This window comes from Dictyobacter halimunensis (assembly GCF_036245075.1).
In genome coordinates this window covers 304,492-326,904 of record NZ_BSRI01000002.1, presented here as the reverse complement: position 1 = coordinate 326,904, position 22,413 = coordinate 304,492, and the positions used below count along the sequence as shown (strand labels likewise).

Annotated in this window: 16 protein-coding genes; 6 read left to right on the top strand and 10 right to left on the bottom strand. The window is 49.4% G+C overall.

The annotated features are described in order from the left end of the window. Positions 1-54: 54 nt before the first annotated feature. Positions 55-2,145 carry a protein kinase domain-containing protein gene (locus AABA21_RS15450; protein WP_338251591.1) on the bottom strand — a complete coding sequence of 697 codons (2,091 nt, stop codon included), beginning with the start codon at positions 2,143-2,145 and terminating at the stop codon, positions 55-57. Positions 2,146-2,848: 703 nt separating this feature from the next. Here AABA21_RS15450 and AABA21_RS15445 point away from each other — a divergent pair. The 4 genes from AABA21_RS15445 to AABA21_RS15430 all read left to right on the top strand — a co-directional run bounded on the left by AABA21_RS15445 (position 2,849) and on the right by AABA21_RS15430 (position 6,859). After that, a complete protein-coding gene (locus tag AABA21_RS15445; RefSeq protein ID WP_338251590.1) occupies positions 2,849-3,733 on the top strand; it encodes a hypothetical protein in 885 nt (294 codons plus the stop codon). A gap of 411 nt (positions 3,734-4,144) precedes the next feature. Beyond that, the gene (locus AABA21_RS15440) at positions 4,145-4,939 is read left to right on the top strand and encodes an ABC transporter permease (protein WP_338251588.1); all 795 of its coding nucleotides are present in this window, start codon (positions 4,145-4,147) and stop codon (positions 4,937-4,939) included. 6 nt (positions 4,940-4,945) lie between these two features. Continuing rightward, positions 4,946-5,767 (top strand): ABC transporter permease, encoded by an 822-nt coding sequence (locus AABA21_RS15435; RefSeq protein WP_338251586.1) that lies wholly within the window; start codon positions 4,946-4,948, stop codon positions 5,765-5,767. 33 nt (positions 5,768-5,800) lie between these two features. Then, on the top strand, positions 5,801-6,859 hold the full coding sequence (locus AABA21_RS15430) for an ABC transporter ATP-binding protein (RefSeq protein WP_338251584.1): 1,059 nt from the start codon (positions 5,801-5,803) through the stop codon (positions 6,857-6,859). Positions 6,860-7,013: 154 nt separating this feature from the next. Here AABA21_RS15430 and AABA21_RS15425 read toward each other — a convergent pair whose 3' ends face one another. From AABA21_RS15425 to AABA21_RS15390, 8 genes are all read right to left on the bottom strand, one after another. After that, complete coding sequence (locus tag AABA21_RS15425) at positions 7,014-8,159, bottom strand: ABC transporter ATP-binding protein (RefSeq protein WP_338258447.1); 1,146 nt, start codon at positions 8,157-8,159, stop codon at positions 7,014-7,016. An 860-nt stretch (positions 8,160-9,019) separates the two neighbouring features. Continuing rightward, positions 9,020-9,799 carry a glycoside hydrolase domain-containing protein gene (locus AABA21_RS15420; protein ID WP_338251582.1) on the bottom strand — a complete coding sequence of 260 codons (780 nt, stop codon included), beginning with the start codon at positions 9,797-9,799 and terminating at the stop codon, positions 9,020-9,022. 475 nt (positions 9,800-10,274) lie between these two features. Beyond that, positions 10,275-11,810, bottom strand: coding sequence for an FHA domain-containing protein (locus tag AABA21_RS15415; RefSeq protein WP_338251580.1), 1,536 nt, complete (start codon positions 11,808-11,810; stop codon positions 10,275-10,277). A gap of 466 nt (positions 11,811-12,276) precedes the next feature. After that, positions 12,277-13,758: a diacylglycerol/lipid kinase family protein gene (locus tag AABA21_RS15410; protein ID WP_338251578.1), complete on the bottom strand. Its 1,482-nt coding sequence runs from the start codon at positions 13,756-13,758 to the stop codon at positions 12,277-12,279. Positions 13,759-13,942: 184 nt separating this feature from the next. Further along, entirely contained in the window at positions 13,943-15,361 is a 1,419-nt protein-coding gene (locus tag AABA21_RS15405) for a glycosyltransferase 87 family protein (protein WP_338251576.1), read from the bottom strand. 506 nt (positions 15,362-15,867) lie between these two features. Then, a complete protein-coding gene (locus AABA21_RS15400) occupies positions 15,868-17,676 on the bottom strand; it encodes a hypothetical protein (RefSeq protein ID WP_338251574.1) in 1,809 nt (602 codons plus the stop codon). A gap of 442 nt (positions 17,677-18,118) precedes the next feature. Continuing rightward, the gene (locus AABA21_RS15395; RefSeq protein WP_338251572.1) at positions 18,119-18,478 is read right to left on the bottom strand and encodes a peptidoglycan-binding domain-containing protein; all 360 of its coding nucleotides are present in this window, start codon (positions 18,476-18,478) and stop codon (positions 18,119-18,121) included. Further along, positions 18,471-18,893, bottom strand: coding sequence for a hypothetical protein (locus tag AABA21_RS15390; RefSeq protein ID WP_338251570.1), 423 nt, complete (start codon positions 18,891-18,893; stop codon positions 18,471-18,473). The genes AABA21_RS15395 and AABA21_RS15390 overlap by 8 nt, the downstream gene beginning before the upstream one ends. A 214-nt stretch (positions 18,894-19,107) precedes the next feature. On the opposite strand from AABA21_RS15390, the gene AABA21_RS15385 reads away from it, so the two are divergent. Next, positions 19,108-20,079, top strand: a complete 972-nt coding sequence (locus tag AABA21_RS15385) for a hypothetical protein (RefSeq protein WP_338251567.1) — start codon at positions 19,108-19,110, stop codon at positions 20,077-20,079. 251 nt (positions 20,080-20,330) lie between these two features. On the opposite strand, the gene AABA21_RS15380 is transcribed toward AABA21_RS15385, so the two are convergent. Continuing rightward, positions 20,331-21,527 carry a tyrosine-type recombinase/integrase gene (locus tag AABA21_RS15380; RefSeq protein ID WP_338251565.1) on the bottom strand — a complete coding sequence of 399 codons (1,197 nt, stop codon included), beginning with the start codon at positions 21,525-21,527 and terminating at the stop codon, positions 20,331-20,333. A gap of 625 nt (positions 21,528-22,152) precedes the next feature. Between AABA21_RS15380 and AABA21_RS15375 the strand changes: the two genes are divergently transcribed. Continuing rightward, the gene (locus tag AABA21_RS15375) at positions 22,153-22,377 is read left to right on the top strand and encodes a hypothetical protein (protein ID WP_338251563.1); all 225 of its coding nucleotides are present in this window, start codon (positions 22,153-22,155) and stop codon (positions 22,375-22,377) included. Positions 22,378-22,413 lie beyond the last annotated feature (36 nt).

The following is a 22,413-nucleotide window of genomic DNA, read 5'->3' as shown; positions in this document are numbered from 1 at the left end:
ACAGACGCGGAATATATCAGTGGTATGTATCAGATCTCATGTACCGCTGCGAGATCAAGGATTACTGATCTTCAGGGCGTGCATCTCTCCGGTACTCACAAAGATCATTCCCTGCTCGGCGGCTGGTCGATTGATGCGGCCTCGACCGATCTTCGACGTAAAGAGGATATGACCATTGCGGCTATCGATGGCGTAGAGTTCGCGTCCAAAGGTGCTGACATAGACAATATTGTTATCAGCGACCACCGGAGCCGATTCAATTTCGTGTCTCAGATGAGCGACCCAGAGGATCTTGCCATTGGTTGTATCGATGGCATGTAGCTTCGTGTTGGCCGAGTCGCCGACAAATCCTCCATGCGAGCCAACATAGGCGACGCCATTTCTAAGGATCAGGTCACCCGAGATCTGGATATCGAGTCGGGTAGCCCAGACGCGCTGCTGCTTCTGCATGTCCATGGCGTAGAGCTCACCATCGGCGAAGCAGAGGCAATTAATGCCCGTAACGGTCGTCTCGGCCGCCAGGATCTCTCCTATATCGGCGTATGTCTCCAGCTTTTGCCCGGTCAAGGCATCCAGTTCATAGCAGCTGCCACGCTCTGTAATCAGATACATATGTCCACTGGCGATAACTGGACGGTGGGCCAGGCCAGCTTTGACTGTGACGGCCCATATCTCGCGCCCACTATTGGCGTCGAGGGCGTAGACGGCATGATCCGGATAGGCATAGACGATGTCGTTGGCGACGGTTGGTCGCACTTTAATAAACTCATCAGTAGGAAAGGACCAGCGCACCTCTCCTGAGGTGGCATCTACCGCGTAGATTTCACCGGGCAGATTAATATTGCCGGTACAGACATAGACGATCCCATTGGAAATGACAGGCGCATCATAAATGCCATAGCGTGTAGTTACCGCCCATAGCAGCTGCCCCGTCAGTGCGTCCAGAGCGCGCAACTGATTGGCCTCTTTATGTGGATTATCAACGTTAGTGGTGTAGGTTCCCGCATAAACCACGCTATTGAGCACCGCAGGCTCCGAATAATAGGTATGATCCAGCCCCGTCGTAACAGACCAGGCCAGCGTTGTACGCGCGGGATTACTGCTCGGGTTGCGCCCCTGTGAACGTTGGGCCCGATTAGCGATCGGTGTCTGTGCCGGCGGGCGAAGCGAGCGCTGTCCCAGGCCACCGCTGCTTTCAGCCTGGGTGCGATGTGGATCAGGAAGTGGGCTGAGCCTCTTCACCGGGGTTTCGCGCAAGGATGGTGGGGCGACCGGCGGCTGCGATTGCAGTGGTGGGAGCGGTGTACTCTCAGTCATTGGCAACCCGAAAGCTTCCCGCAAAGCGATCACAAAATCGGCCACATTCTCAAAGCGATCATCGCGCTCTTTGGCCAGCGCTTTTAAAATGACCGCCTCGATCGCAGGTGGGATATTCGGATTCAGTTCGCTGGGCAGGATAGGTTGCTCGTAGATATGCTTATAACCGATAGTGTAGGGGTCATCAGCCACAAAGAGCTGCTGCCCCGTCAACAGTTCATAGGCCACGCATCCCAGTGCATACTGATCGCTTTTCTTGCTGATCTTCCCCTTAAACTGTTCTGGCGACATATAGGGAGGCGTCCCAATCTCATCTACACGGCGCGTTTTCTGAACCTGGATGGCGATACCAAAGTCGGCCAGTACTGTATCCCCCTCGGCATTGAACAAGATATTGGCCGGTTTTAAATCCCGGTGGACGATATCCAGATCATGGGCATGCTGCAAGGCCTGTCCCACCTGGTTAAGGATGTGCATCGCATCCATTAATGGCATGGGAGAGCCATTGAGAGCATCTAAGCGATCGCGCAAAGAGCCACCGGGGGCATACTCCGCCACAAAAAAGGGATAGCCCTCGTACAGATTGGCATCGATTATGGGAAGAATATTGGGATGGGTCAATTTATCAAGGATCACCGCCTCCTGGAAAAAACGGTCGATTTCCTCCTGCGTATTCAAGGTTGTATTTAAGACCTTGACCGCCACTGGAGGTTTATGCTCCAGTAGAAAGTGCCTGCCCAGGTAGACGCTGCCAAAGGCCCCGTGGCCCAATATCTCCACGAGAACATAACTGCCGAGCTGGCTACCTAATAATTTATCGTTCACCATGCGCATCCTTTGAATGAGAGGCCGTATTGTGAGTATGTCATCATCTCAACTGAAATTATATCCGATTTATAGGCAATGCATAAGGGGGCGAAGCGCGAGAATAGACATTTTGTTTGGCACTGGCTAAAGATGGTCCAGGCCACCGCTCTAAAAGAGGTGATAATAGGTAGTTTGGGGGGGATTACTTTCAAAATGCGATTGATAAGAGATAGTGAGAGTATGGATAGAATCAGCTGTTGATGAGATGTGACGTAGCTAATAGGTGAAGAAGATGCCGCTGGTGGAGAAGGAAGTTCCGGTTTATTTCTGCTGTGAATGTTTATCTGAGGCCTCCTTGCCTCATAGGGAGGTTTCCTTCCTATGAGACGCATTATACAAGCATCAGCTTAAGATTGTAATGTGCAGATTAACTATGGATTCGTGTGTATAGTGTTGAATTTATCAATATATGGTCCCTCATCAATGCCGGCTACATAAAGGCCACAGGCGCGCCCAATAGCCAACGTGGGTTTATTCTTATAGAGACGTTGACACCTTGTGGTGCTGTTTTTATACTAGGGGAATAGCAAAACCTGATGTACAATCAGATAGGCAGCATAGTGGCTGACTCACTGCGCATCGCTACTGGTTGTAGCTTGTGGTACACGGTACAGCGCATACCATACGTATATATGTGGATGCCGAGAAGGGAATGGTACCATCCATGGCGTTTACGCAAGACGAACTACAATCGCTAAATACTATTCTCGAGCAAAAGCTTGCAACGCAGCGACACGAGTTGGAGCGAATTTTCGATCTGCGCCTGCAGGGGTTGAGACGCGATTTTGAGCAGCGGATAGTCACCGTGAAGGGTGATTTATTGCAGGCCATATCTCAACGCCTCATTGATCAACATGCCCGGACGCGCGAGATGGTAGTGCAAAATTTTGAGGCTCAGCATGCCCGGCTGATCGAGTCCGTTGAGCAGAGTTTTGAGGCGCAACAGCAGGAGCAGCAACGGCGCCTGGAAGCCTCGATAGAGCGACCCCTTGCCGCTCAGTTATTAGCCATCGAGCAGATCATCCATCAGCGTCTACCTTCTCTCATTCCATCCACAGAGCTTTTCCCCGATGATATGGAGGAAGGGCAGGCCCAGTTTGATACCATTGAGGTGCAGACCGAAATTCCCTGGGATGAACTGGCAGCGCTGGTTGATCATGCGCTGGAAGAACGCATAGCCGTGTTGCAGGATATTATACTGACGGCATTGAAGGATCTGGAACAATCGCTTATCAAGCATATGTCTACCGCTCCCACCATATCAGCGCCCGGTAATGCTTCCCCGTCAGTAAATAGTGCCAGCGGTACTCAGACCACTGCTGATGCTACGAAAAATATTGAGCGCCTGGAGCATCTCATTGAGGCGATGCAGGTTGCAATGACCGCTAATAGTTCGTTGATCTCAAATCGGCTCTATCATCACCAACAACTGCCCCTGGAGCGTGCTCATCCGACACAGAATGGAGCGCACCAACCTCCCGCCCTGCACAATCTCCATTCCCCACGTACTCGATCAACAATGAGCGAATCCAGCGGTACAGATGAATAAGGCTTTGCTTCTTTTTCTCTATTGTTGTAGGGGGACCTGGAGTGCTTGCCGCGTAACAATATGCCCAGATTAAGTATTGACGGGAATCTGCCTTTCAATTATAATGTCTGTCCGTTCTGCGTCATGCGCCCTTGTTGATACCATACCACTTGATAGCCCTGTTATCTGTGTCTATAAAAGCTTTTTGACCACCGACCGATTCCCATCGTTTGTTTTGTGTGCCCTGTTGTTGATTTCAGCTCTATGTGCATGTATCTGGAAGGGCATAGCGGCAAGGAACGGCTCCACAGGGTAGTTCTATACCATCCTGCGTATGTGCATGTCAAAAATATGGAGAAATAGTCTGGACCAGGGTCTATTGAGGATTACTGGTTTATTCTGCTGTTTGCAGTTTTGATGAGGGATAAGGTGATGCTACGGTTTTATCTGGAAGTGGCGCGTACGGCCTTTCGCCGCCAGCTCATCTATCGTTGGGCTAATCTGGCGGGGCTGAGTGCCAATGTTTTTTTCGCCATCATTTTTAGCTACGTCATTATCGCGTTGTATCATGCTCGTCCCACTGTGGCCGGTTACGATGTACGCGATACACTGCGCTACAGCTGGCTGATGCAGGCTTTGCTGATGATCGTGCTCCCATTTAGCTGGAACGATTTAATGCAAACCATTCGTACCGGAGATGTTGTCTCCGATCTAAGTAAACCCTGCGATTTTTATCTCTACTGGTTTAGTCGCGAAATGGGGCGCAACGTTTACTACATGCTCTTTCGAGGTCTGCCCACTTATGTGGTGGGTATGTTGCTGTTTCAACTTGGAGTCCCCTTAAGCTGGCAATCCTGGCTCGTCTTTGCCCTGGTTTTGCCCGTCGGATCAATGCTTGGCATAGCGTATCGCATTCTCTATAACGTGGTGGCTTTCTGGATCATTGAGGCGCGCGCTATGATGACGTTTGCTATCACCATTGCCCAGTTTCTGACCGGTATGTATGTGCCTATTCCGTTACTGCCCGTGTGGCTGCGGGGGATCGTCGACTGGCTGCCTTTTCATGGCTTTATGGATCTGCCTGTAGAGGTATTGCTGGGCAAAATCGCGGGTACGGCACTGGTCTTCGAGGTGCTACGGCAGCTTGGCTGGTTGTTGATTTTCACTCTGGGTGTGCAACTATTAACCGGCGTGGCGAAGCAGCGCGTGATTGCTCAGGGAGGTTAAGGACAGATGTTACTACAGAATACCTGGAGCGATCTCCAGCTTTACTGGCGGCTGATCGCCATTCAGTTGAAATCCCAAACACAATACAAGATGAATTTATTCCTGGATATTTCTACCTACCTGGGAGTGACGGGACTGGAGTTCCTCTCCTTATTGTTATATTTCATCCCTTTCCCGACGTTGCTGGGCTGGCATGTGGGCGAGGTAGCCCTGCTGGCCGCAGTGATGTCGGTAAGCTTCGGGTTGTCTGAAATGATTGGCGCGGGCATCGACAATTTCTCCGTGCTGATCGTGCGTGGCGAATTTGATCGCGTCCTGCTGCGTCCCGTGAACGCCTTTATCCAGGTCATCGGAAGCGATTTTCGCCTGCGCCGTCTTGGGCGTATCACTCAGGGATGTCTGGCTTTCGCTCTGGCGCTGCACTTTTTGCCACCGCTCCATTGGAGTCTGGATAAGCTGATTGTGCTGGGTGTCGGTATCCTGAGCGGAACCGTCATCTTTACCTCAATCTTATTGTTGGGGGCGACCCTGTGCTTCTGGACGGTTGAGACCACTGAGGTTGTCAATATCCTTACATATGGCTCACGCGAAATGCTTAGCTATCCGATCACCATCTATCATCAATTGCTGCAGCGTTTCTTTCTTTTTATCGTACCCGTAGCTTTCGCTTCGTACGTGCCAACCTGCTACATCCTGGATCGGCCACTGCCCTTTGGGTTACCGCGTGAGCTGGCTTTTGCTCCTCCTCTGGCCGCGCTGGTCTTTGCGCTGATTGCAGGATGGGTGTGGATTATTGGTGTTCATCACTATCAGAGCACCGGCAGTTAACAGGCCTGTATAGAGCAGAGAAAGGAATATCCCATGACGACCATGATTGAAGCCGAAGGTTTAAGCAAGGTATTTCGCATCTCCAAGCGCCGTCCTGGCCTGCTAGGAGGTATACGCAGCATCGTTGATCCCGAGGTACGTACCGTAGCAGCGGTGCGAGATCTGACGCTGCAGGTGCAGCAGGGAGAGATGATCGGACTGGTAGGTCCCAATGGCGCGGGCAAAAGTACCACCATCAAGATGTTGACCGGGATTCTGATGCCCTCGGCGGGCCAGTTGCGCGTCGCCGGTCTGCTACCGAGCCGCCAGCGTCGTGAGCTGGCAAGCCGTATCGGTGTGGTGTTTGGGCAGCGAACGCAGCTGTGGTGGGATCTGCCATTGCGGGACTCGCTACAACTCCTGCGCCACCTCTATCGCGTGCCAGAGCAGCGTCACCAGCAGAATCTTAACCATCTACGCAAGATGCTGGACCTGGACGAGTTTATTGATACACCTGTGCGCCAGCTGTCTTTAGGTCAGCGCATGCGCGGCGACCTGGTGGCCGCGTTGCTGCATGAGCCGACATTGTTGTATCTTGATGAGCCCACCATAGGTCTGGATGTTGTAGCCAAGGCCCGCATTCGCGAGTTTCTGCTATCGTTGAACGCGGAACGTGGCACCACGGTTCTGATTACCACCCACGATATGGATGATATAGAAACACTCTGTCCCCGCATGCTGATCGTTGATCATGGGCGCAAGTTGTATGATGGAACAGTCGATGCCATCCGTGAGCGTTTTGGTGGTCAGCGCACCCTGGTGGCCGTGCTGGAGGCTAGCGAGCTCGCGACCCTGGCAAAATTGCCCGGGGATGAATCGGGGCTCCCTGTGCTGGCCGATCTTCCGGCTGATGTGTATGTACAAAAGCTAGAGGGACCACGGTTAGAATTGAGGTTTGGAGGGGCAGCGCCGCCGGCGCATGAATTAGTTGCCTGGTTAGGTGTTCGCTATCGCCTGCGCGACGTCACCTTCATGGAGCCGGAAATTGAAGATGTTATTCGGCGTATCTACGAAAAGAATCTCCTCCTCGCCGAGGATAACATCGCCGGCTAACGCCCCGCCAGGACAATCTGTCCACGTCTATCGACGAAAAGAACCGGTCCATGCGGTATCTCCTATCTGGCTCTTCGTTGATGCTATAGAAGTTATGTCTGGACCGGCCATCCAGGTGAAAATAAAACATGTTTGAACTGTGTATTCAAATTTATTAATGCAAGCTAAAAACCGACTGGGCGGTAGGATTCAAAAGTTCTTCACTGCGAGGATGGAAAAAGAATATCTGGTCAGGATTGATGGCGATGGTTAAGGGCTGGCCATTATGAATAGTAACGTTATCCTTGAATTCAGCCAGTAATTCTGTGTGCTGGCCCACGCGTAGGATTACCGTACGGCGACCCATCAAGGGACCCGAATGGATAACCTGGGCGCGCATCATCACGCGAGGTGCTGGCCCCATACCATTGATACCCCACTCTGGCACAATAATATTGGGGCGAATGCCCATGATGATTTTGGACTGGGGCCCCAGGCGTGAGAGCAAGGGCGTCCACTGTGGGGGAAAGGACATGCTCAGGCTGTCTGTGCGCAACTGATATCGCGTCCCCACGAGCTGAATATATCCCTCAACGATATTGAGTGGTGGATCGGCCAGGAAGCGAGCTACAAACAGGTTGGCTGGCGTCTGGATAAGCTCATCAGGAGTTCCTATTTGCTGTATACGGCCCTCTGAGATTACGCCGATATGATTGGCCATACTAAAGGCCTCATAGTGATCCTGGGTAATGAAGATGCCTGGCTTTTTCTTAATGCGTTGCACCATCAAAATTTCCTGACGTGTACGCCGGCGCGTAGAAGGGTCCAACTGTGAGATCGGCTCATCGAAGAGGTAAAGATCGGCGTCTTTGACCATGACGCGTCCAATTGCCACGCGCTGCAACTCACCACCGGACAGATTCCTCGTTGCGCGTGACAGTTTTTCTTTCAGTCCAAGCATCTCTGCTACCATATGTACGCGTAGCTCTATCTCTGCTTTGGGCAACCGGCGGAAGCGCAGACCCTGAGCAATGTTTTCGTATACCGTCATGGTTGGATTGATGCCATAATCCTGAAAGACAACCGCGATATTGCGCACAGCGGATTCTTTCAAAGTGATATCCTCTCCATCGAGCAGGATATTGCCTGTATCGGGATCTTCAAAGCCACAGATCATGCGCAGGATGGTCGTTTTGCCGCTATCGGATGGTCCCAGCAACACAAAAAGCTCGTCATCATTGACGGTAAAGCTGACATCATGTACGGCCAGCTTGTTGTCGTATCGTTTCGAAATATTTTGTACTTCTAGCTTACTCATCATCTTCAATCGTGCGGATACCCCTGCCTGAAGGCACGGGGAGGAAGCACGCCTCCTTTTTCTTGTCACTCTTCTTGGTAGCAGCCCCTTGCGGGGAGCCATTTTTGGTGGGAACGGCTCAACCCTCACCGCTTGCGCGGGTAACGTTCGCCTCGCCGATGATACTGGCCTGCACTTCCACTTCGCACGGTCTCGAACCCCGTCTGACTGGTTAACGAAGCGGTTCTAGGGCCTGGAACTGGCGACGCATTCCAGGGTAGGTACTTTGGCACTTCCAGTATCGTAGCCCGATAGGGATTCCTCCCCCTGGCTGGGGCTGGTCAAGTTCGGGCTTGCGACAGCCTGCGCTCGAGCGCGCAACAGTTCACAAGACCACGCCTTTTAGGCGTGAGGTACTTGACACACTTGCAATCTCCATTGATAATTGTGTTCTACATGCCGCACCCCTTTAGTAGAACATGCAATGAAGTGACAAAAAAACCTCTCGTGTATAAAACGCTCGACTACTCAAAAAATATCAACACGTCAGCCATTATTGATTGTTTTGCTAGTATATATTTTGATATGAGGGTACTTACTATCATTCTGATTTATCGTGAAATAAGAATGCCTGCAGTAATAATTATTGCGTGATTTTTTATTATTTATACATATAGCAGCATAGAAACTATAAAATGTTTTGAGTGATATATATTAGTGTATAGACGAAGATGATCAAGGTGACATATAAAAACGCCATCAGACCCTTCTACAACAGAGATCTGATGGCGTTTTTGAAACAGCGGTACTTTCTCAAACTGCTTCTTAATGAACAGCACGCTTCAAGCCGTTACCACAATTTAAATACAAGATTTTCGATATACTTACCAGAGGGGAACCGAGGACTGAGCTTCGTCGGTATCTACACTGACTGAGCCGCCAGCATCAAGACCGTATTGCCAGACGACCGTACGACCGGTAGTACGACCATTACACGATATTCCCCTGGGCGCAAATGAGGGAGCTTTGTTCCTCGCGGTTCGACCGGTAGACGGTTCGCTAGGATGCAAAATTGAATTGCCAATAGCCGAATTCTTGCCCACGGCTGTACAAAAAGCGCTACTGAAGTGGCTGCTGCCCGCATACGGGTTCTCGTAATACCCAACGGTATAGCCTGCGCCGGAAATAGTTGCATGCCAGCCTTCAATGAAGCCAGCGTCTACAGCCGAATTGCTCTCGATATCATCGATGATGACGGTTCCCTTTGGAATTTTCAGGGCACGCGCTTTCGTCAGAGCATCCTTGGCGTGGGTTACTCCATTGCTGTAGCCGACATCGCTTCCAAAATCAGACTGAATAGGCAGAATGCGGATACCTTGACTATGGATGTATGAGGCTTCAGACGCGTTCATTGGTGAGAAGGTTTTAGCATCGAGGTAGCGACCAACAAACTGAGGCGTACCATAGCTCTTTTTGATCTGCCCGAGGAACGACGGCGTGATGAAACTTACGGAATCAACTCCCCATAGAACACTGTTTGACGACGAAGGTTTAGTAGCATACGAGGCAGCACTGGCGTGGGTTACGGGCAAAATAGCGGTGAGCCCGACAGCAAAGCTTAATGCGAGAGCAAAAAGACAATAAAATCCCTTTCTGCGCACCATGCGTTTCACTCCTATATGTATCAATTTAAAACGTTTGAAAAGATGCGATATTTATCGTGGATTCCAGATAAATATTGCATAAATTGAGGTGTGATCATTTATGCAAATAGCGACAAAAAATATAACACTTCAATTAATGAAAGGATAAGTTATAGACTCATGTTTGTAAATATTTACTCATCTATATGCCCCATATTTCCTATAGCAGAGAGACAGGTAAAGCGAAGCCCTTATCGGTAAAGGGAGAAGCTCAAAGTGTAATTTTCCCGGTTTGGATGACGTAGTAAAAGGAAGTAGAGAGCTATAAGAGAAGTCGGAGGAATCAGGTCGGAGACAGACACATCCCTGTCTCCGACCTGATTCCTCCGACTTCTCTTATAGCTGCGGCGTTGACACGCCAGATCGCTGGCACATCTGACTGTGAGGGGACATATCTATCTGAAGTATGTCCACACAGCAACGCTCATATTTATCGCTATGAGGTCTGCAAGTTAATAATAGCGCTGGGAGGGTCACCCATAACTTGATTCAAACCTGGTTGAAATGTGAGATCAGTAGTGTTCGTGTAAGCACCAATGTTACCAACCAACTCGGTCGGTATATTTTTTACCGTTCCATCCGAGCCTGTTTCGGTAGCAGTTAGCGTGTATTCACCAACAGGAATATCAGTGAATTGAAAAGAAGTTTCACCCTGTAACGTCTTTTTTAATGTTAGCGGTTGCCCCTGGGAGCCATCGATGAGATTTCCAACTGGAGTAAGATTGAATTGAAGGATGGCTCCAGTGGGAGGATTAGTACCCGTTATGCTTGCCCCAAGAGTACCCCCATAATGGGCGACGCCCAGTGCATCGGCGTTGATTCCCGTGAGTTTCCAGGTGAAGTTTTTAACGATGCCATTAGTAGAACTCATGTTATTGTTGCTATTATCGTCGGGATGGAGCTGGAGCGTCCACGATTTGCTCTCATATGAACTATCAATAAATGCCTTGACGGTATAGCTACCATCAGCAACCTTGATAGAATAGGTGCCGTCGGCACCGCTGGTGGTATCAAAATGAGCAGGCTCACCGCTAGATGTGGTACCTGCGATGGAGATCTTGGCATTTGGAAGCGGCTGGTTTTGTTGGTTTACAACCTTGCCAGAGACATAGCCCGCTTGTGGAGAAGGCCCACTTCCAGTCGAAGATGAAGCTGGGGAGGGTGATCTCGACAAAGATGCTAGCAAGCCGCATCCCAGTATGAGCACTACTCCCAGACCAATGATAAGCAAATTACGACGTGAGAGACCAGAACGCTGCCTTGCTGGCTGAAAAGATGATTGGGAAATATATCCTGGAAGCATTGGCTGCACTTGAGCAGGCGGTGTATTTCCTGGTAGGCCAGGAGACTGTACTTGCACGGGAGGGGCAAATTGTGGCTGTAGTGGGGGCGCAGGGGGATATGGCGCTTGCGGTGCAGCGGGCAGCATGGCTGGAGACGCTGCGACAGGTCCCGGATATTGTGGACTTGCCGATCCACTAAAGGCCGTGGGAACAACCCCTCCGTTGCGAAAACGGAAGGCTACATTCTTCCCAATCTTGATCGTATCCTGATCAACGATTGTCTCTTGCTGTACCTCACGTTGATTCACCGCCATTGTATTCTGAGACGCTACTTTCTCAATACGCCAGGATGAGTTGGTTTGCACCAGGCGGGCGTGTAAGCGGGATATACCTGGCTCGTTCACAACGATATCATTATTCGGCTCGCGGCCAATTGTGATAGTTGCTTTATTTAACGGGAAGATTTTACCAGCAAGTGGACCGCTAAGAAATTGAATGGATGGGGAGGTAGGTGCATGACCGTTGTACATTGTTTTCCTTCCTAATGAACAAAACATCTTAAAATTAGGATATAATATATCGACATAAAAATACGCCAAAATCGCTTTAGTGTATTTATGATATTTAGTTATTAAAAAAATTATACTACTCGGAAATATGGAGTGATCTTCTAAAATATTGGTGTGCATCTCATAAGGACTTTATAGGGTTTACGAGTATTAGTGCCTTAAGTTTGCACAAATCAAGGTGTCTTCTTGATGAAGCCTTTAAGTTTTCCTGGATGCGTTTCATAACACCAGTCTAACGGAATTATGGCTGAGATGACATCGTTAAAAATAACTAATAATCACTTATTTACGAGAAAAGACATTGAGTATGTGTAATCATTTATAACTAAGCGACGGTGAGGAGAATAGAACACCAGAACTTTCACGTAACTTGACGGAGAACCCCACATTGACATCCACTCGCTGGCAAAAAGGCACATTGCGCTTTGACTATGGTCCCTGATGCCTACATTATCAAGAACATGGAGAACAAATGAGTATGGATTGGGTCAGTCTCAGTTTTTTCAAAAAACTGAGACTGACCCAATCCATACTCATTTGCACAATTTCCCGCGCACGCGTTGGGTTTCTGACTCACTGGACCAGTTCAGTCGGCTAACCTCACGCATGTAGCTTTGATGACGCCGCGTTTCGTCTTCTTCCCTTCGGCCAGGATCTTCTGCCCCTCCTGTAGAGCCAGGAGCCCTGCAGGCGATACGTGTTCTCCGGTCTGATTGAGTACCTGCGTTCGCTTATTTACGCGCACCGCGAGAACCTGGACCTCGTCGGTATCCTGTTTCTTGAATTTGCCTGCGACGATGATGGTTGGCTGTTTTCCTTGAGGTGCAATGCTTCCAATAACTTCTATGCTATAGGCTGGTTTCTGCCGGGTTGAGGTTTGCTCCTCGCGTTGTGGATGTGTTTGCTGTGACGTGTTCGCTGGCTGCTGATCAGCGAGTGGGAGTTGTTCATGGGGGGCGGGATTTTCTTTCTGCGATGTCTTCTCAAACAATGGACCTGCATAGGTGCGTGGAACAGCCATGTGCAGAGCCTTTGGCCTGATATCAAAGTGATAATCGATCAGCATCTGTTCTGAATCGTTGCTTTGTTGTAAGGAACGCTGTTCCGCTTCTGGTAGGAGATCTTCGGGTTTGACCGCGCTCCCATCCACCTGGACATCTATAGATGCGGGTATGCGCAGCGAAAAATGCGTACCGTGGAAAAAGGTGGTGACATTTCTATCTGGCTTGTGCTGAGTAAGTAATGAAACGGCCTGTCCAATCGTTTTTAGCGGACCATTGGCGGTAATCAAAGTGACGTAGAGCAATCCATCATCGGCGCGCGAACTCGGCTCTACATTGACTGCTCCCGCGAAGAGAGGCACCTTGCTCACATATGCTTCCCAGACATCTCCACGCCAGTGGGTGATGACATTGCCCTTATCATCTGTTTGCTGAAGCTCGACAGGAAACGGGCGCTGTCTGGGGAGTTCTTTGGCGGCGGCAAGGTCGAAGGCCAGTGGACCGACCCGATACTTTAGAGGTTTGGACATATGCGCCATCATTGCAGCATCCAGACCGATGCCAACGTTTAGCAAGAAATAGTGCCTGGTTTTTGTTGATTCTTTTGACTTTTTCGATTTTTTCCCATTGGTGACTGGTGGCTGGATACCTTTAGATGCATTGGCGGAGGTCAGACCGGTTGCCTCGAGATGGCCGAGATCAAGGCTGCGTGGTTCGCAATCTACAAGGGCCAGGGCGGCTTTCACAGGATCTTCCGGTATTTCTATTGCCTTCGCCCATACATTGAAGGTCCCTCCTGGTATATCTGCGATGGTACCTTTCCCCTGCCCATACATAGTGCCATTGAGAAGGGCATTCAATGTTCCATCGCCGCCGTAGCTGATCACGAGCGCATAATTTTCTTTGGCGGCCTTCTGTGCCAGTTGTAGTGTCTCGCCCCCATATTCCTTCAGGGCGACATCGGTTTTCCAGCCCGCGGCTGATAGAACGGTTACTATCTCAGGGACGTGTACCAGGTGCTCCCCTGATCTAAGATCAACGATGATACAGGCATTTTTGTTTCCCATGTTTTTTTCCTCATGCAAAATAATAACTGATCCATGAGGCGAGTACGGGCTAGAAAGGTGCTCAGTTTCAAATGGGCCAACTTATGTGAAGCGATCTCTGATCCCTTCTGGTCCAGCAGAGGACCAGAAGGGCTATTCTCTTGAGATGGTGTGTTGTAAGGCCGAGTGATAACCCCACGCCGACTCAGATCGGACTCTCAGAAGCTGTGGGTGACAGGTGTTGCTCCTGTTGCTCCAGAGGGCGCGTTGGAGCCTGCACGTGCCGCAACTGAAGCTGACGGCGCAGGCGCCTCGCGCACCATTCTACCAGTATCACCCCCGGGATTATACACATGGCCCAGTTATAGTGTTCCCAGTGCAGGGAGCCCACAAGAAGATACTGTGACACCACGAACATGCTACACCACCATAAGAGCAGGTATGGCAGCCGCGGCAGTCCGAGCGCCACCAGGGGCAAGAACACCCCCAGATACCAGGGGAAGACATGGGTCGAGCAAACAAAAAAGACGGTGCAGAGGATGGCCACCCCATCTACCGTGGACAGCTTGCCCCGGTAGGTCTGGATACCCACAGCAAGGCCGCTGGCCGCGATCGTTCCCATGCATATCCGGCTGATGATAGTTGGGCTTATTGGGAGAATCCCCTGCATCTGGTGAAGCAGCAGGACCAGAGGGCCCGCGTTGGTATTGTCAACCTGAGCGGCATAGATGAATATAGCCCCCAGCACTCCCGGGCCTGCCAGGCTCCGGTAGAGCAGCGCAAAGCCGAACACGGTGCCCAGAAAGACCAGGGGCATGCGCCAGTCTCTCTTGCGCAAACACGCGGCAACCAGCAGAGCTGGATAGAGCTTGGTCCAGGTCGCCAGGCCCAGCAAAACACCTACCAGCACGCGCTGCCAGGGCCGGTTCCCCTGCTGGGCGCAGAGTGCCAGTACCACCAGCATCACCACTATGCCGTCCAGGTGCCCATTTTGGGCGAACTCAATGATGGGCAGCGGAGACCAGGCGTAGAGCACGCATCGGGCCGGATCCATCCGGTTTTTGCGCAGTAACCAGACCAGGCCCAGCATGCTCACCAGGTCGGACAGGATCAGCAGCCCCTTCCACACTGTCAGGTTTTCCGGGGCGATGATGCTCGTGATCCAGAAAAGGGCCTGAGCAAAGATGGGATAGATGCCAGGGGAACTGCGATAGCGGCTCTGGTCATAGACGCCGTCGCGTAGGTGGGCGAGGAAGGGGTCGCCAGGGGCAAAGCGCAGCGGGTTGTACCCGTGGGCTAGCATATGTCCGTCCCACAGATAGGTCCACACGTCCCGCGACAGGGTGGGCCAGGAGCGTACCAGGAGCAGGCGCAAGAGCATCCCTCCGCCGATGATAACAATCAGCTCCACCTGCCGCTGTCGTACCTCAGGAGCCCTGGTAAAGAGCACCAGGGCGACGGAGAGCGCATAGGGAATCATTCCGGCCAGCATAGCCCAGACCAGAGGGATGTTCATGCCGTTTTCGGCATCAGGGGTTCGCAATCGAATTAGCAGCAGCCAGAGCACGCTGACCAGAAACAGAGCCATCAGCAATGACCAGCGTGGTATTTTTAATTTGCTCATACGATAACAACTTTCTTGCCATGAAATAAAAGTTTTTTCATAAAAAAGAAATCATGGTATTTCTATATTGTTTTTCGATTTATTTGAGCACGCTGGGTGCTCCTGATAGATCCATGATGGATAACATATATGATCGGTAGCAGTCTTACCGGGAAGATACCCATTTAAGTGTATTTCTGCTTGAAGTTCATGAAGCTGCACAGAGAATATCCTCTTGTGAGAAATGAAAATATTCTACAAGGTAGAATATAGCATTAAATTTGCATATGTCAAACTATCATTTGTTATATTTTGATACGATTTGATATGTAATGAATAGATCTATTAGGGCGAGTAATCTCATCAAGAAGTAGAACTTTAGACAATGACTTCCTACAATTTCCACATTGTAATAAAAGTAGTTCCCTTATCAAGCTTTTCTAGGCTGTGTTCTTCTAAATTAAGAAAGCCCCCAACTTCTAGTGGAATTGGGGGCTTATACGTTTAAGCAAAGATCGTCTTCCGAACTACTTTAACGTAAGGGTTACCTGGCTAATCTGTGGGCTCCAACTTTGTCCACCCGTATTATTCCAACGCATCTTCACATAGCTCACATTTGAAAGATTGCTCAGGGTATAGGTATATTCTAACCAGTTCCCTGACCCTCCGGTGATAGCAGGATTGGCTGCGGTCCATGTGGAACCATCGGAGGATGTGTAGATACTGAATGCGGAAACTGCTTCATTTGGCCAGAAATAGGTTGTCGCCACAATTTGTGTGATGCCTGGATCTTGCCATACGATTTCTTCGTTAGTAGCTGTTGTTCTAAATGCCCGCGAGGTATCGCCATTAAAATACTGACTGTTGGCTGTATCAAAGCTGAGATTTGCGGTATGGCTATACGTTTGGCTCCAGTTGTTCAGATCATCCACAACCTTGTGGGGATCGAAGACGGCCTGAAACGCTTTTGAATAGTGTCCCGCCACTCCTGACAGATTAAACGCTTTCACGCGGTACCAGACAGTGCTTTTTGGTTGAGAAGCATCGGTCCAGGGAGTTCCATTATCGGTCACGCAGCGATCGCAGACAACGTTCCATTGTCCAGGATGATCTCCTGTGGAACGCTCTACTGTATAGGTGTCAGCTCCAGCTGTACCGCGCCAGGCAACCTGATTGCCACTCACGCTTGTGATTACCGATATGCCTGGCTTGCTATCAGGGGGTACCGTGGTGTCATGCATAGCGTAGGCATGGGCACGCAATGTTTGAGCAGCGCTGCGCATGCTACTGTTATCGCCAGGATAATGCAGGGTAAAGCCATCGTCATGCTGTACATATCCATACGTATCATTATGCGGGAAGAGTGACCAGTAAGAGTCGCCAGATGTCCCGTTGTTCTCGATAGCGGATACAAAGCTACTCAATGGATCGCCACTGTTCCAGCCATATTCGCCAACGTAAAACACTTTATTGGCCTGGGTGACGGTCGTCGCATCACTATCGACCCTTGACACACTCATTGGATAGAAATGATCACTGTACATATCGACGTTCTTCAAAGATAAAGAAGTCGGATTGATGCCATAGTTTCCATCCAGGACAAGATGATGGCTATCTATACTCTTGATATAGGTTGAAATGGTCTGTGTCCAACTGGTGGGAGCGTTTAGTTCATTTCCAGTTTCCCAGGCCATGATTGTTGGATCGTCCTTATACGCGATACCTGTATAACTATTGACGCGATTTAACAATGTGCTGACATATTGCTCAAAGTCGGCAATGACAGTCGGATTAGAGTAGAACTGGTTCTCATCAGAGATATTTCGCCAGTCGGTGAAATCATGCTTTCCACCATGATAGTAGTGGTAGTTATCCACAAGTGGAATGATGAGGCGAATACCATGGTCTCTGGCCGATTTAATCGCGTAGTCAATATGCTGTAGCGCAGTAGTATTGAATGATCCCAGCGAGGGCTCCACACACAGACTACAACCTGTAGAAATGCCAAGCGTATGCGCACGTACGACCGTTGCCCCCATTTCCCTGGCTGTGGCAAAACCATCGTCAACACGAAAATGGGTTGGATAGTTCACTCCACCGACATTCTCGTCAAGTCCAAGCCAATACATATTTGCGCCGGAAAAACGAAATAGCTTATTGTTCAGTACTAAATGAGAACCTGAACGTGCCACAAAACCATTGGTGGAAGGATGACCACTATCTGAGGCATAGGCGGAAGGAAGACAAAGAAAAAACGTAGCTCCTATGATTGACATCATACAAAGCATAGTTAGAACGGAGAGAAAGAGACGTGGGCGCTGAAATTTAGATACCATGAGCACCTCCTTATGCTTGTGGTTATTGACAAAAATAGGTTCAAGTAGCAATAAATGCTATTTTAGCTATTTTAACATATTTATGTCAATATTCACATCTTCTATTGAAGTGTTTATTTTTGCTAGAAGTACGCACGAGGCTTTTTCTCTTCCACTAAAGTGAAACAGGCTGCAGAGAGTGTTTTTGTTAGAGTGTGATGTGGACGTTGTGGAGGGCTATACTCTGGTCAAAAATGGGGAATTGTGTTATTGTTATTAACACGACATGACAGAGAAAAGCCCCCGCTGGAGCAGCCTGAGAGGCCAGTTCCAGCGGGGGCTTTTCTTCTTGATGGGCGCATTTGACATCCACTTTGACATCCACTCGCAGGGAAAATGGCGAAATTCGCGCTATTTTCGTGTGACCCCTAGAGTGTTTTCATTGTCGTCATGCTTTATGCATCTAACAAGAAGGATGTCCCAATTCCCACCATGTTTGAGGGCCAACGATACCATCTACAGTAAGATGATGATTGCTCTGGAAGTGCCTCACCGCATACTCGGTATTGGGGCCATAATTTCCATCTTCGACCAGTGGCTTCCCATCTTTCCCATGATAACCATCCCAGTTGAGATCGACTTGTACCACCTCGACCCAGGTGCCCTGTGAGCCATACCGTAAGGTTGGACAACCAGTAGCTCTACCGGTACTGGGAATAGCCGCCGCATGGGCCGCAGGAGTAAGAGACCCGAAGGCGGCAGGTGCCACCATCGCAGCCAAGAGAAAGATGCCACAAACGAGAAGTTTTATCCGGTTATACATGCTCATTTCCTCCTTTTGTTGAAGAAACACCAGCGATTACATGACCGCCATTCTCAAAGTCCACCAGTGCTATCTGGCGGTATTGGTAGCGCGAGAACAAGCGTAGCCGAAATGTGTGGCGAAGGGAATGACAAATCATTGCGTTTTTGATGACAAATCGTTGCGAAATCTCCCAAATTAATGAATATATGTAGCCCTCATTGAAGTTGTTATTAACACCCAGCATGACAAGGTACCCCAGACCGAGCAGCCTGAGAAGCAGATTCAGCGAAAGCATTTCTTTTGTGAGCGCACATTTGACATCCCCTCTCGGAAAAATGGCGAAATTCGCGCTATTTTCAAGTGATCTGCAAATGATAATAAGCGTATGTATGGTTCCTTCTTTGCATGTTTTTACTTTTACTATGAATTTCATGCAGCTGTATTTTTCTCTATCGAATCCCTATTCTAGACGGAAGAACTGCCCTACACATTTATCACTATTGAGGAGTAAATCGTGATATACTAACTCCACCTAGGATCTTCATTGTAGTAGAGGCGCGAAAGGAGATCGCAGTCTGGAACAGATCTTAGCTGTTGCGCCCAAACAGTTGGAACAGTCGTCATTGTTCCTGTGGAGGTTTGCCAAGATGGCAGAAACAGCAGAGGATGCAGTGGCCAAACAGACGGACCCAGAGCAGAAACACGTCTCGAGAGAAAACCTAGAATGGTTGTTAAAGAAAGCCTTAAAGGTTCCGCGTGTATGGCTCGTCTTGAGTATTATTTTCGTTGTACTGAGCATAGTTGAAATAAATGAAACGCCCCATGCTGGTTTCTCTTTTGCGATCCATGTGACTAGTACAACTCCGATCTTCCTGGCTTTAGTGTGGCTCCCTGCGCTGCTGACTATTTTTGCACTGGTGGGTGGTGCCGCGAAAACGCCTGCAGGTGAAATCAGTAGCCCGGGATTGAGTGATTTAGCACGCATCATCGGTGATGAGGAATTAGGTATTCTGCTCGAAAAAACTGCTGAAGGGCAAGAGAAGGGTGCTTCTCCGATAGAGCGAGAAAAGGCCCAGCAGTTCAATAAACAACTGCAAGAGATCTATGTATCACGTATCCCGATCACGCAGCGGCGTAGGGAACTAGAGAATATGGCGCGGGAGTATGAATATCTAAGAAGACGTCTTCTTCCCAGTGGGGAGCGCACTTTGGAGATGGAATCGCTCTGGGGACGTATACAGGCGCTGGCGCCTAAAGCGCATCTCAGTTCCCAAGATATACTGAGCTATCTGGCGTCTGAAGGAGATGGGGAACGGATCTTAGGCCTGGCAATAGCTTTCTTATCGCCCGAACCTGCTTATTTTGAACCCTTGTTGCCAATGATTGACGGTAAATCACATTCGGCCTTTGAGCAACATCGGGCTTTACTTGTAGCGGAAGCGCTAGTACCCAAGTTGAACAGAGCACAGCGAGAGAAGCTTCGCAACTGTATCAATAATCAGCGCAACTATGATCCTAGCAAGAAACGTTGGATTGCTCCCGGGATAGACCGCGATTACATAAGCATGGACATCCTGGAAGCGATAGAGCAGAAGGATCGAACAGGCCAGACCATTTGAGTAAAGCATAAACGGCAATCAGATGAAGGGCTGTTACCTTTTTTAATAAACTGAATGCGTCATTTAGAATGGTTAGGAGCCATGTGGTTTATAGTGTCTGGCTAGATGCAGTGTGTTTGTTGGCTTTATTGATCTAAAGGCCATTCATCGAAGGAGCTTTAGATCAATAAAGCCTCTTGGTAAAGATAGAAATGAAGTAATTACTTTTGGGAAACTAGATGTGGTGATGGTATCTTGCGTACCCTTCGGGCTTACTGCCGATTTTTATCGTCGTCATCGTCCTCGTTATCAGGCTTAAATTTGGTATCTAGATCGTCCATTGCCTGGCGCTGTAGCGACGGGTCCGTGTGTGAGTAGATGTTCATGGTGATGCTGATGCTGCTGTGACCGAGCAGTTCCTGGACCACTTTGGGGTGGACGTTCATGGCCATTAGGATGGATGCCGCGCTGTGGCGGAGATCGTGGAAGCGGATGTGCTCCAAGCCCGCCTTTTTTAGGGCCAGTTCGAAGTACCGCGAGACGCTGCGCGGGTTAAAGTAGGAGCCGAACGCGTTGCTGAAGACCAGGTCCCGCGCCTCCCAACCGGGCCCTGCCTTGAGCCGCTGTTCGGCCTGGCGAACTTTTTGTTTCTGGATCTCCGCCATCACGAAGTCCGGGATCTGGATCCGGCGCTTGCTGTAATCCGTTTTGGGCGGTGTTTCGATGTACTTCGTCTGCCCATCGACCGTGAGGTAGGAGACGGTCCGGGTGATGAACACTGTTTTCGAGTCCATATCGATGTCGCCCCATTTCAGCCCCAACATCTCGCCTCTGCGCATGCCTGTTGCGATGGCCAGTGTGAGGAGACAGGTCATCTGGTTGCTGACGTATGTGTCCCCATCCGTATAGCGGAGCAGCTGCTTCGCCTGCTCAATGGTGAGCGCGTGATGATGCGTTCGCGGGATCTTTGATACCTCGACATGCCTGGCTGGATTCATGGCGATGTATCCCCACTTTACGGCGTCGTTCAGAGCAGCCCTGAAGATGGTGTGCGTTAATTTCATGGTGCCGAACGACAGCTCCAGGTCTTTTTGTATCTTTATGTACCCCAGCTGTATCTGGTCGCCGGAAAGTGAGGAGAGCCGATGGGATCCCAGCGCCAGTATGATCTGCTTGATACAGGTTGTGTAGGTTATGTAGGTGGAATCTCGGATCCCCGCTCGATGAATTTGCAACCAGTACTCCAAATAGGAGGCGACCGTGAATTTTGGCGCATCCGGTTTCACGCCTTGTTCGATTTCTTTCTTTAAGGTTTTGAGTATGGCCTTGGCTTCTTTTTCATCCTTGGCATACTTGAAAATGCGCTTTCCGCGGATGCGTATACTCACTGCCCAACGGCCGTCACTCCGTTTGGTAATGCTTCCTTCCCCCTGGTCGCGCCTAGTGTGCTTTTTTTTCTCTTTTGCCATAGCTAAGACCTCTCTAAAAAACGTTGTTGATGTCGTTAAGAACTGAAAATGCCTTGTATTCATCCACAGCGTAAGGCAGTATGATGCGAAATTTACAAAGGGACTAAAGAAGGTAGCTGATCGAGATGAAGTGCTGGGGACACTGAGAGAGTTGTGGTTTCTCTCACATGCATTTACTCTCTTTCTATAATGTCAATAAGCGTAATCAAGTAAGAAAAGATTTGTTCTTTTGAGTGCAATTTCCTTCATAACTAACCTCTAAACGCGCATAAAAATAGCAGGATAGACAACGTGCTGCATCCTGCTTTGTTTTCTTGTGGGTTAAATTTACACCCCCGGCGTTTTGGCCGTTCTCGCGCTATAATGCTGATGTTAAACTGGTTGTTCCGGTATCATTATTTGTATCCTTTGCGCTTTTCATGATTTGAAGGCAGTGAACCAGTCCATAAAAGTAAAGGCATGCTACTAGGCAGTTCACATTTGCAGATGCCTCAGATATCCCAGAACCCTGAAGATTTCATGAAAAGTATAGGAGAGCCGCATAATGTTAGTATTTATACTCTTGCATGCCTTTACTTGACTAACTATAATAAGCTGATCAAACTCGTTATCATAGGGGGATTTTATGGGCAAGCTTGATCCTAATGTAATTAAAATTACGCCACCTACTGAGCAGATCGTAAAGATCTACAAAGTAAGTGCGTTCAAACAGGCACCTGCAGGAGACTTTGAGATCGATTTACGAGAGATGGAGAAAAGTGGGTGGCGGCTTGTATCTGTTACAACCATAGGGCCAACTATGGGGGCTTTGGCTAGCCCTCCTGCGGTCACTGCTATCTATCAGAGATAGGGAAAAGCCCTTACTCGCATATTCGCACGTGAGTAG